This window comes from Allobosea sp. NPDC055594 (assembly GCF_053618995.1).
Window position 1 is genome coordinate 578812 of sequence record NZ_JBSHIO010000001.1, and the last position, 11591, is coordinate 590402.

Consider the following 11591-nt stretch of genomic DNA (forward strand, 5'->3'; position numbering starts at 1 on the left):
AAGCTATACCATAGGAGCTTCGAGGCGAGCCGTCCAAGGGCAGCGCCTTCGCCCTTATGCCCGCCTGCCCAGGATCGAACCGCGTGCGTTTTGGACTGCTCGACCGCTACATCCTCAAGATTGCCGCGGCGGCGACGGTCATTCTGCTCGTCGGCCTGACCAGCGTGATCTGGGTGACGCAGGCCCTGCGCGAAGTCGATCTCATCACCGGCAAAGGCCAGACGGTGATGATCTTCTTCACCGTGACCCTGCTCTCGCTGCCGGCATTGATCGCCGGCATCGCGCCGGTCGCGCTGTTCATGGCGACGCTCTACACGCTGAACAAGCTCAACAGCGATTCCGAGCTGATCGTGATGAATGCGACCGGCGTCGCGCCCAAGCGCCTGACCCGGCCCTTCGTCGTGCTGACGCTGGTGACGGCGGCGCTGGTCGGCTGGATGTCGCTGTCGGTGATGCCGGCCGGCTTCCGCTCGCTGCGCGACCTGATCACCCTGATCCGGGCCGATTTCGTCGCCAATGTCGTCAAGGAAGGCCAGTTCGTCGCGCTCGATTCCGGCGTAACCTTCCACTACCGCGAGCGCTCCGGACAGGCTCTGCTCGGCATCTTCATGCAGGACCGGCGCGATCCGAACCAGCCGGCCGTCTACATCGCCGAGCGCGGCCAGACGGCGGAAGCCGACGGCAACAGCTTCCTGATGCTGGAGAAGGGCACGATCCAGCGCGAGAGCCGCGACCGGAACTCGAGCTCAATCATCTCGTTCGAGCGCTATGCGCTCAATCTTTCGGCGCTGTCGGGCGATTCCGACGGCGCCGGCGGCGGCGATGGCGACAAGGTGATCTACAAGCCGCGCGAGCGGACGACGTGGGCGTTGCTGACCCAGGACCCGAACGAGCCCTATTACAAGATCCAGGAAGGCCGCTTCCGCGCCGAACTGCACAACCGCCTGTCCGCGCCGCTCTATCCGATCGCCTTCATGCTCGTCGCCTTCGCCTTTCTCGGCGAGGCACGCACCACCCGCCAGGGCCGCGCCGTCGCGATTCAGCTCGCGATTTTGCTGGTCGGAGCGATCCGGATCGGAGCCTATGCCGCCTGGACCGCCAGCGTCCGCTCCGGTTTCGCCGTCGTCCTGCTCTACCTTCTGCCACTGGTCACGATCGCGATCTCTGCGAGCATGATCGCCTTCGGCGCCCGCGCTCGGGTGGTCATGGACCGGCTGACAGAGCCGCTCGCAGCACCTTTCCTCGCCCTCTCGGCGCGCTTTCGGCGAAGCTGATGCTGTTGTTCAAGACCTTCGGGCGCTATCTCACGCAGCGCTTCTTCCGCGCCATTCTGAGCGTGTTCGGGACGTTCTTCTTCCTGATCCTGACGCTCGATTTCGTCGAGCTGATGCGCCGCGCCGGCGATTCCCCACTGGCAACCACGCCGAGCATCATCCAACTCGCATTGTACCGCGCCCCCTCGGTCGCCGAGCAGATCTTTCCCTTCGCCGTGCTGTTCGGCGGGATGTTCGCCCTCCTGAATCTGAGCCGCAAGCTCGAGCTCGTCGTGGCACGCTCGGTCGGCATCTCCGCCTGGCAGTTCCTGCAGCCGGCGGCGCTGGTGGCGGGGCTCGTCGGCCTGATTTCGATCGGGATCTATAATCCCATCGCGGCAGAGCTGAAGCAGCGCGCCACCAAGCTGGAAGCTTCGCTGTTCGCGCGAACCGGGCAACTGGCCAGCGGCAAGGAGATCTGGATCCGCCAGCGCAGCCTCGACGGTCAGGCGATCATCCGCGCCGCGGCCGCATTGGAGGACGGCGTCGGCCTGGCGCAGGTCGCCTTCTTCAACTACGCCCCCGATGGCGGCTTCAGCGAACGGATCGAGGCGCGGCAGGCGGTCCTGCATAGCGGCTACTGGGAGCTGACCGATGCGAGGGTCACCTCGGTCATGGAAGAGCCACAGAGCTACTCGACATACCTCGTCGCAACGAATCTGGAGCCCGAGCAGGTGCGGCAAAGTTTCACTCCACCGGACTCGGTCGGCTTCTGGTCGATGCCGACGGTGATCGAGCGGACGCGCAAGGCCGGACTCGATACGACGCGCTATGAATTGCGCTATGAATCGCTGAAGGCGCGCCCGCTGCTGCTCATCGCCATGATTCTCGTAGCAGCATCCGTTTCCTTAAGATTTTTCCGATTTGGTGGTGTCACCAAACTGGTGGTAGGTGGCGTGGCGGCCGGGTTCATGCTCTATGTGGCGACACAACTATCTGAGGAGTTGGGCTCATCGGGAATCGTCAACGCCCCGGTGGCCGCATGGCTGCCCGCAATCGTGGGCAGCTTGCTCGGTGCCCTCGCCCTCCTTCATCAGGAAGATGGCTAATAGTACGGTGCCTATGGTTAATTTTGGATTGAGTTCATGGTTCCCGGCGTGAGACGCATTGCGCGCCTTGCTGCAGCGACCGCGCTGGCGACGACGCTCGCGCCGGTTTTCGCTGGACCGGACCTCGCCTGGGCGCAGGAAGCCGCCAAGCCGCAGGAGCGGATGGTCGTCGACGCGCGCGAACTCGTCTATGACAAGGACAAGAATACCGTCTCGGCCGTCGGCGACGTCCAGATTCTCTACCAGGGCCGCACCATCGAAGCGGACCGCGTCGTCTACGACCGGATCAGCAAGCGCGTCGTCGCGAACGGCAATGCCCGCATCACCGAAGCGAACGGCACCGTCATCACCGGCGATCGCTTCAACCTGACCGACGATTTCCGCGACGGCTTCATCGATTCCCTGCGCGTCGTGAACACCGACAAGACACGTTTCTCCGCACCGCGCGCCGAGCGCACGGATGGCGAGGTATTCGTCTTCGACAAGGGAATCTACACCGCCTGCGAGCCCTGCGCCGAAAATCCGGAAAAGCCCCCCTTCTGGCAGGTTCGCGCCGCTCGGATCATTCACAAGAAATCCGAGCAGATGATCTATTACGAGGACGCCCGGCTGGAGTTCGCCGGCGTCCCGATCGCCTATATCCCCTACATGTCGGGGCCGGACGCGACGGTTAAGCGCAAGACCGGTTTCCTGTCGCCGAAATTCATCAACACCTCGGCGCTGGGCTATGGCGTCGGCCTGCCCTATTTCATCAATCTCGCGCCGAATTACGACGTCACCCTGACGCCTACCTATCTCACCCGCCAGGGCCTGCTCGGCGAGGCGGAATGGCGCCATCGTTTCTCCAACGGCTCGTACAACATCCGCGCCGCGGGCATTTTTCAGCAGGACAAGGCTGCGTTCCTCCCGAGCCCGTTCGGCGCCGGCGACGACAAGTTCCGCGGCTCGATCGAGACCTCTGGCAAGGTCTTCCTGAATCCACGCTGGACCTTCAGCTGGGATGTCGCCGGCTCGACCGACCGGTATTTCTACAAGAACTATCGGATCCGCAGCGAGAGCATCACCAGCGGCAGCTTCCTGCAGGAATCGACCTCGACGGTCGCGCTGAACGGCCAGAGCGCCAATGCCTGGTTCGACATGCGCGGCTATTATTTCCAGCCGCTGACCTATCTCGACTGGCAGAAGCAGCAGCCCATCGTGGCGCCCGCGATCGACTACAACAAGCGGCTCCACAAGCCCTCGATGATCGGCGGCGAGCTCTCCTTCACCGTCAACATCACGCATCTGTCGCGCGAAGCGGCGGCATTCAAGCAGATTCCGAACCAGAACACCTATCTCATCAACACGCCGAAATACTCGCTGTTTGATGGCTGCGCGGTCTACCAGAAGGACAGCTGCCTGATCCGCGGTCTCGCCGGGAACATTGCGCGTGCGACGGCGGAAGTGGCCTGGCGCCGCAACTTCACCGACTCCTTTGGTCAGGTGTGGATGCCCTACGCCTCGCTCCGGGCCGATGTGTTCTCGATCAATCCGAACACGACGAGCTATACGAACTACCACGTCACCACGATCGCCGACCCCTCGGACGAGGTGTTCGGGCGCGCGATGCCGGCCGTCGGCCTGCTCTATCGCTATCCCTTCGTCGCCACGACGTCCTGGGGCACCCATATCCTCGAGCCGGTCGCCCAGGTCGTGGCCCGGCCGAACGAGACCAACAGCCTGCGCATCGCCAACGAAGATGCGCAGAGCATGGTCTTCGACGACACGAACCTGTTCGAGTGGAACAAGTTCTCCGGCTATGACCGCGTCGAGGGTGGCAGCCGCGCCAATATCGGCCTGCGTTATTCGGGCACGTTCGGCAAGGATTCCTACGCCAACCTGTTGTTCGGCCAGTCCTACCATCTCGGTGGGCGCAACTCCTACGCCACCGGCGACATGCTCAATACCGGCCTGGAATCGGGTCTCGACACGCGCCGTTCGGACTATGTCGCCCGCGCGCAGTACCAGCCGTTCAAGGGCCTGCTGCTCCAAGGTGGCGCGCGCTTCGACGAGTCGAACTGGGAAGCGCAGCGCATCGACGCCTCGGCCTCGTACTCGCACAGCATCTTCTCGACGACGCTGGGCTACAGCCGCTATGAGCCGCAGCCCGAGCTCGGGATTCCGCGGCGCCGCGAGGGCCTCAGCCTGAGCCAGTCGTTCAGCTTCGCGCAGTACTGGAGCGTCCGTGGCAGCGTGCTGTTCGACCTCGACAAGTACAAATATGACCGTGAGCGCTATCGCGACGCCTATGGGCTGCACCAGCTCTACCCGGCGTCCTATGCCGCTCCGATCTACCCGAAGACCGGACCGCTGCAGACGGCCGCGCTGTCGGCTGGCCTGAGATACCAGGATGAGTGCACGATCTTCGACGTGACCTATTCGCAATCCTATGCCGACCGGCAGGCGGGCGCGAAGAACGACACCCGGACCGTGATGTTCCGGCTGGAGCTGCGGACGCTGGGTGAGGTCAGCTACTCGCAGAATCTCGGCACGAGCAGTGCGGGCGACGGCGTCGCCAGCAACTGACGAAGCCAGCCGCGGTCTCGCCATCGCTCCGGAGGGAGGCCGCGCTTGCGCAACCATCTGCTCGCCCTGACCCAGGGCGATCCTGCCGGGGTCGGCCCGGAGTTGAGCCTGATGGCCTGGCTGTTGCGCAGGCAGCAGAGCCTGCCCGCCTTCGCCTATCTCGGCAGCGCCACCGGGCTCCAGGCCGTCGCGGATCGGCTCGGCTTGCCAGTTCCGCTCCGCAACGCCGGCTGGGACGAGGCCGAGGCGATCTTCGACGAAGCCCTGCCGGTCATCGAGATCGCGGGTGCGCGCCCTGCAACACCGGGCAAACCCGACCCGGCCAATGCAGCGGGCGTGATCGCGGCGATCGAAGCCGGGGTCGCGGCCGTGAATGACGGCTGGGCCGCGGCGCTCGTCACCAATCCGATCGCCAAGAGCGTGCTCTATGCCGCGGGCTTCAGCCACCCCGGCCACACCGAATTCCTCGCCGAGCTCGCCGGGCGCGGCGGCAAGACCGTGCCGCAACCGGTGATGATGATCTGGTCGGAGGGGCTCGCGGTCGTTCCCGTGACCATCCATGTCCCGCTCGCGGCGGTACCAGCCCTTCTCACGACCGAACTGATCGTCGCGACCGGCAGGATCGTCGCCGCCGATCTGGCTCGACGCTTCGGCATCACCCGGCCGCGGCTGGCCCTGAGCGGTCTCAATCCGCATGCCGGCGAGGGCGGTGCGCTCGGGCACGAGGACGACGCAGTGGTCGCCCCGGCGGTCGCGGAGCTGCGTGCGCTCGGCATCGAAGCGAGCGGGCCCTACCCGGCCGATACGATGTTCCATGAACGTGCACGCGCCGGCTATGACGTCGCGCTCGCCATGTATCACGACCAGGCCCTGATCCCGATCAAGACGATCGCCTTCGACGAGGGCGTCAACGTCACGCTCGGCCTGCCCTTCATCCGGACGTCGCCGGACCATGGCACCGCCTTTGACATCGCCGGCAAGGGCATTGCCCGACCCGACAGTCTTTGCGCGGCACTTAAGCTCGCGGGCAGGATGGCAGAGGCCGAGAGGAAACAGCGGAAATGAGCGCGCCCGAAAGCCTCGCCCAGGACGGGCTGCCGCCGCTGCGCGAGGTGGTCGAGCGCCACGGCCTGATGGCGCAGAAGGCGCTCGGGCAGAACTTCCTGTTCGACCTCAACCTGACCGGCCGCATCGCGCGCTCCGCAGGGCCGCTCTCCGGGCAGACCGTCGTCGAGATCGGCCCCGGCCCAGGGGGACTGACACGGGCCTTGCTGGCGAACGGCGCCGACCGCGTGATCGCGATCGAGCGCGACCGACGCTGCCTGCCGGCGCTGGCCGAGATCGCGGCACATTATCCCGGGCGTCTCGAAGTCGTCGACGGCGATGCGCTCGCCGTCGACCTGTCGGCCTTGCTGCACGGCCAGGAGGCGCGCATCGTCGCCAACCTGCCCTATAATATCGGGACCCCGCTGCTCGTCGGCTGGCTCAGCGCCGAGCCCTGGCCGTCCTGGTGGAGCTCGCTGACCCTGATGTTCCAGCGCGAGGTCGCCGAGCGCATCGTCGCGACGCCCGAGCAGCGTGCCGCCTATGGCCGCCTGGCGGTGCTCACCGGCTGGCGCTGCGAAGCGAAGATCCTGTTCGACGTGCCCAAGAGCGCCTTCGTGCCGCCGCCGAAGATCACCTCCTCGATCGTTCAGCTCATCCCGCGGCAACGGCCCGAGCCCTGCGACCGGCGCCTGCTCGAGCGCATTACGCTCGCCGCCTTCGGACAGCGTCGCAAGATGCTCAGGCAGAGCCTGAAACCGGTGCTGGCCGAGCCGACGCCGATCATCGAGGCGGCCGGGCTATCGCCGACGGCGCGGGCCGAGGAGGTCCCGGTTTCGGGCTTCGTGCGACTGGCGAACGCGCTGGCGGAAGCGCTGTAAGCGGCAGCGGCGCAATCAGCGCTGCCGCCGGCTCCTCAAGCCGTCTGTTCGTCGAGCAGTTGCTCGACGAAGCTCGCCATGCCGGTGGCGCGCGCGCGCTTCAGGCGCTCGGCGACGAGGATGGCCCGCACGGATTCATAGGCGGCGCCGAGATCGTCATTGATGATGACGTAATCATAGACGCTCCAGCGCGCGATCTCGTCGCGGGCATTGGCGAGGCGCTTGGCGATGACCTCGGGCGCGTCCTCGGCCCGGCGCACCAGGCGCGAGCGCAGCTCGGCCATGGAAGGCGGCAGTATGAAGATCGCCACGACGTCCTCGCGGGCCTTTTCGAGGATTTGCTGCGTGCCCTGGTAATCGATGTCGAAGAGCACGTCGCGGCCGGCCTTCAAGGCCTCCTCGACCGGCTTGCGCGGGGTGCCATAGCCATTGCCGTGAACCTCGGCGGATTCGAGCAGCTCGTCGCGCTGGCGCAGGCCGTCGAAGACCTCACGCTCGATGAAGTGATAATGCACCCCCTCGATCTCGGAGGGGCGCCGCGCCCGCGTCGTCACCGACACCGAGAGGTCGAGATTGGTCTCCTTCTGCGACAGCGTGCGCGTCAGGGTCGACTTGCCGGCGCCGGAGGGCGACGACAGGATCAGCATCAGGCCGCGACGGGCCGGGCGGACGAGATCGACCATCGCCATCATTCCACGTTCTGGACCTGCTCGCGCAGCTGGTCGACCGTCGTGCGCAGATCGAGGCCGATGCGCGACAGGCCGGGATCGCCGGCCTTGGCGCAGAGCGTCGAGGATTCGCGACCGAACTCCTGCGCCAGGAAATCGAGCTTGCGGCCGATCGGCCCACCCTGGGCGAGCAGTTCGCGCAGGCCGGCGACATGGGCGTGCAGCCGGTCGATCTCCTCGCGGATATCGGCTCGGACGGCGAGCAATGCCGCCTCCTGATGCAGGCGCTGCGGGTCGAGCGTATGGCTGGCCTCGATCAGGGCCGCGACCTGGCCGGCGAGCCGAGCCTTCACCGCCTCGACGCTGCGGGCCGGGTGGCTTTCGGCCTCGCCGGTCAACCGGGCGATGGTGCCAAGATGGCCCGCAAGGACGCTCTCGAGCGCCTGCCCCTCGCCGAGCCGCGCCTGCTTGAGCGAGGCGACCAGCCGGTCCAGCGCCGCAAGGACCGGCTTCTCGAGCACCGAGGCGGTATCCTCCGCCTCCTCGGCGATCTCGACGACGCCGCGAATGGCGAGCAGGCCGTCCAGCGAGGCCGGCGCCATGCCGGCCGGCAGCGGCACCCGGGCGGCGGCATCGAGCAATCCGGCGAGTGCGTCCTGGTTGATGCGCGGCCGCGCCGGGGCCGCCGCGCTGGTGATGGCGAGATTGACGTGCAGCGTGCCGCGCGAAAAGGCCGCCGACATCTGCTTGCGCGCCGCCTCCGAGAACTGCTCGAAGCCCGGTGGCACGCGAACGCGGACATCAAGGCCACGGCCGTTGACGCTGCGCACCTCCCAGGCGAAGGCGTGAGTGGCGACGGTCCCGGCCTCGCGGGCGAAACCCGTCATGCTTTCGATTGCCATGGTGCGTAATTCCTGCCGCGAATGCGGCCGGACCCTAGACAGGGCTTGTCACGACGACAAGCGCGAGAAGTGGAAAGCCCCGGTCATGGCCGCAGGGCGGGTACGACCTTGGGACTGTTCAGGTCGAAGCTACGATTGAGGAGCGGGTCGCGATCGGTCCCCTCGGACGCGTCGAAGGCGCGCGCGCGCGTGCCCTCGGCGCCGCCCTGCGCCGACTGGGAGCGCGCCCCGCCCGGCGCTTCGGTGCGCGAGTCCGGCGATGGCGGCGGCTCGGCCTTGTCGATGCTCGCTTCGGGCGCCGGCTTGCCGGCCTCGCGTCGACCGGCCTCGACCTGGCGCCAGCGCGCGACATTGCGGTTGTGCTGCTCCAAGCTCTCGGCGAAGGCGTGGCCGCCGCTGCCGTCGGCGACGAAATAGAGATCCTTGGTCCGCGAATGGTTGACCACGGCCTCGAGCGCGGCGCGGCCGGGATTGGCGATCGGCCCCGGCGGCAGGCCGTCGATCACATAGGTGTTGTAGGGCGTCGCCTGGCTGATCTCTGTGCGCAGGATGCCGCGTCCGAGCGTGCCCTTGCCGCCGACCAGGCCATAGACGATCGTCGGGTCGGATTGCAGCTTCATCTTGCGGTTGAGCCGGTTGATGAAGACGCCTGCGACGCGGGTGCGCTCATCGGCTCGCCCGGTCTCCTTCTCGACGATCGAGGCCAGGATGACGAGTTCCTGAGGCGTCTTGATCGGCAGATCCGCAGGGCGGCGCGCCCAGATATCGTTGAGGATGCGGCGCTGGTCACGCGTCATCCGATCGACCATGGCCTGCCGGGTCGAGCCGCGCTGGAACTTGTAGGTGTCCGGCAGCATCGCGCCCTCGCGCGGAACCTGGATGATCTCGCCGGTGAGCAGCTCGTTATCCTTCAGGCGCGCAATGATCTGCTCGCTGGTCAGGCCCTCGGGAATGGTCACGGAATGCTCGACCGCCTTGCCTTCGGCAATGATGTCGATGATGTCGCGCTGGCTGACGCGGGCCTTGAACAGGTATTCGCCGGCCTTGAGCTTGGTCCAGTTGCCCGAGAGCAGCGCGGAGAGGCGGAAGGCCCAGGGATATTCGATCAGCCCCTCGCGCTGGAGCAGCTCGGCGATCTCGGTCAGCCCGCTCTCCTTCGGAATGATCAGCACCCGATCATTGGCGAGCGGGCCCGGCGCACGGCTGCGGCTCTCGACGAAAGCGATGCCGCCACCGACCAGGCCGGCGAGTACGAGCGCTGCGGTGAACAGCCCGCTGAGCATCGCGATGAAAGGCGAACGCCGGCGGCGACGCACCTTCGGCGGCGGCGAAGGAGGCGCTACCGGCTTCAACGCCTCGTTTGGGCTCCTCGGCGCAACGCGGGGCGGCTGATTCATAGTGCTTACGCCTGATCTTCCGACATCACGAGCCGTTTTGCCGGCATGGAATCGACCTCTCGGCCGCGCCCGATAGTCTGGCAGCGCGGTCGCGACAGGCTAGCGAAAATTATGGCGAAAGCGCGCTTTCCCCGACTTAGTCGACGAAACGCCGCATCACCAGGGATGCGTTGGTGCCGCCGAAGCCGAAGGAATTGGAGAGCGCGACGTCGATCTTCCGCTGCTTGGCCTTGTGTGGCACGAGATCGATCTCGGTCTCGACCGAGGGATTGTCGAGATTGATCGTCGGCGGCGCAACCTGGTCACGAATGGCCAGGATGGAGAAGATCGCCTCGATCGCCCCGGCAGCGCCGAGCAGATGGCCGGTCGCCGACTTCGTCGAGGACATCGCCGGGCGTTGCGGCGCGTTCGCGAGCAGGCGCTCGACGGCGCGAAGCTCGATCTCGTCGCCGACCTGCGTCGAGGTACCATGGGCGTTGATGTAGTCGACATCGGAAGCGCGCAGCCCGGCACGGTTCAGCGCCGCCTGCATGCAGCGATAGGCCCCGTCCCCGTCCTCGGACGGCGAGGTGATGTGATAGGCATCGCCCGACATGCCATAGCCGACGATCTCGGCGTAGATCCGGGCTCCGCGGGCAAGCGCGTGCTCGAGCTCTTCCAGCACGACGACGCCGGCGCCCTCGCCCATGACGAAGCCGTCACGGTCCTTGTCATAGGGCCGGGAAGCCTTTTCGGGCGTGTCGTTGAAACTGGTCGAAAGCGCACGGCAGGCACAGAAGCCGGCAATGCCGAGGCGGTTGATCGCCGATTCGGTGCCGCCGGCGACCATCACCTCGGCGTCGCCGAGCGCCACCATGCGGGCCGCATCGCCGATCGCATGCGCTCCGGTCGAGCAGGCGGTGACGACTGCGTGATTCGGGCCCTTCAGCCCGTGCTCGATCGAGACATAGCCGGCGGCAAGGTTGCTCAACCGGCCCGGGATGAAAAAGGGCGAGAGACGGCGCGGTCCACGCTCCTTCAGCAGCAGCGAACCGTCATAGATGCCGCCAAGGCCGCCGATGCCGGAGCCGATGGCGACACCGGTACGAATCTGATCTTCGTAGGATTCCGGCTTCCAGCCCGAATCGTCCAGCGCCTGGCTGGCGGCAGCCATGGCGAAGACGATGAAGTCGTCGACCTTGCGCTGCTCCTTCGACTCCATCCAATCATCGGGATTGAAGGTGCCGGCGGAGCCATCGCCACGCGGAATGTTGCAGGCGATGCGGGCGGGGAGATCCGAAGCATCGAAGCTCGTGATCGGGCCGGCGCCGCTCTCGCCCGCGATCAGGCGGGACCAGGTCGCATCGACCCCGCAGCCAAGCGGGGTCACCATGCCAAGTCCGGTGACGACGACACGTCGCATCGGTATTCCTCGCTCGGTCAAGACGCTGGTTCGCGCGCTGGACTCTGAGCCGCTCAGGCGGACTTCGACAGGAACTTGACGGCGTCGCCGACCGTCACGATCGTCTCGGCGGCATCGTCGGGAATCTCGACGCCGAACTCTTCCTCGAACGCCATCACCAGCTCGACAGTGTCGAGGCTGTCCGCACCGAGATCCTCGATGAAGTTGGCGCCTTCGACGACCTTGTCGGCGTCGACGCCGAGGTGCTCGATCACGATCTTCTTCACGCGCTCGGCGACATCGCTCATGGGTCTATCCTCAAACCTTGAAAACACACCGCTGACAGCGACGCGTCGTTGAAATCGGTTTCCCGGCCGGCCCTCGCGCCTCC

The 11591-nt window shown here is 66.3% G+C and carries 10 protein-coding genes; 5 read left to right on the forward strand and 5 right to left on the reverse strand.

Translation table 11 applies throughout. The annotated features are described in order from the left end of the window. Nucleotides 1-83: 83 nt before the first annotated feature. From lptF to rsmA, 5 genes are read left to right on the forward strand one after another with little or no spacing between them, the layout of a single operon-like run. A complete protein-coding gene (lptF, locus tag ACWGRX_RS02685) occupies nucleotides 84-1274 on the forward strand; it encodes an LPS export ABC transporter permease LptF (RefSeq protein ID WP_291645337.1) in 1191 nt (396 codons plus the stop codon). Further along, the gene (gene lptG, locus ACWGRX_RS02690) at nucleotides 1274-2362 is read left to right on the forward strand and encodes an LPS export ABC transporter permease LptG (RefSeq protein WP_452116313.1); all 1089 of its coding nucleotides are present in this window, start codon (nucleotides 1274-1276) and stop codon (nucleotides 2360-2362) included. Before lptF ends, lptG begins: the two co-directional genes overlap by 1 nt. A gap of 48 nt (nucleotides 2363-2410) precedes the next feature. After that, nucleotides 2411-4927, forward strand: a complete 2517-nt coding sequence (locus ACWGRX_RS02695) for an LPS-assembly protein LptD (RefSeq protein ID WP_452116314.1) — start codon at nucleotides 2411-2413, stop codon at nucleotides 4925-4927. A 45-nt stretch (nucleotides 4928-4972) separates the two neighbouring features. Beyond that, complete coding sequence (gene pdxA, locus ACWGRX_RS02700; protein WP_452116315.1) at nucleotides 4973-5992, forward strand: 4-hydroxythreonine-4-phosphate dehydrogenase PdxA; 1020 nt, start codon at nucleotides 4973-4975, stop codon at nucleotides 5990-5992. Then, nucleotides 5989-6852, forward strand: a complete 864-nt coding sequence (rsmA, locus tag ACWGRX_RS02705; protein ID WP_452116316.1) for a 16S rRNA (adenine(1518)-N(6)/adenine(1519)-N(6))-dimethyltransferase RsmA — start codon at nucleotides 5989-5991, stop codon at nucleotides 6850-6852. The genes pdxA and rsmA overlap by 4 nt, the downstream gene beginning before the upstream one ends. Nucleotides 6853-6887: 35 nt before the next feature. Here rsmA and gmk read toward each other — a convergent pair whose 3' ends face one another. The 5 genes from gmk to ACWGRX_RS02730 form a co-directional block, all read right to left on the reverse strand. Continuing rightward, nucleotides 6888-7541, reverse strand: a complete 654-nt coding sequence (gene gmk / locus ACWGRX_RS02710) for a guanylate kinase (protein ID WP_452116317.1) — start codon at nucleotides 7539-7541, stop codon at nucleotides 6888-6890. Continuing rightward, a complete protein-coding gene (locus ACWGRX_RS02715; RefSeq protein WP_452116318.1) occupies nucleotides 7541-8422 on the reverse strand; it encodes a YicC/YloC family endoribonuclease in 882 nt (293 codons plus the stop codon). Before ACWGRX_RS02715 ends, gmk begins: the two co-directional genes overlap by 1 nt. An 83-nt stretch (nucleotides 8423-8505) precedes the next feature. Then, complete coding sequence (gene mltG, locus ACWGRX_RS02720) at nucleotides 8506-9819, reverse strand: endolytic transglycosylase MltG (protein ID WP_452116319.1); 1314 nt, start codon at nucleotides 9817-9819, stop codon at nucleotides 8506-8508. Nucleotides 9820-9955: 136 nt separating this feature from the next. Then, nucleotides 9956-11221 carry a beta-ketoacyl-ACP synthase II gene (gene fabF / locus ACWGRX_RS02725; protein WP_452116320.1) on the reverse strand — a complete coding sequence of 422 codons (1266 nt, stop codon included), beginning with the start codon at nucleotides 11219-11221 and terminating at the stop codon, nucleotides 9956-9958. A gap of 53 nt (nucleotides 11222-11274) precedes the next feature. Further along, nucleotides 11275-11508, reverse strand: coding sequence for an acyl carrier protein (locus tag ACWGRX_RS02730; protein ID WP_066468900.1), 234 nt, complete (start codon nucleotides 11506-11508; stop codon nucleotides 11275-11277). Nucleotides 11509-11591 lie beyond the last annotated feature (83 nt).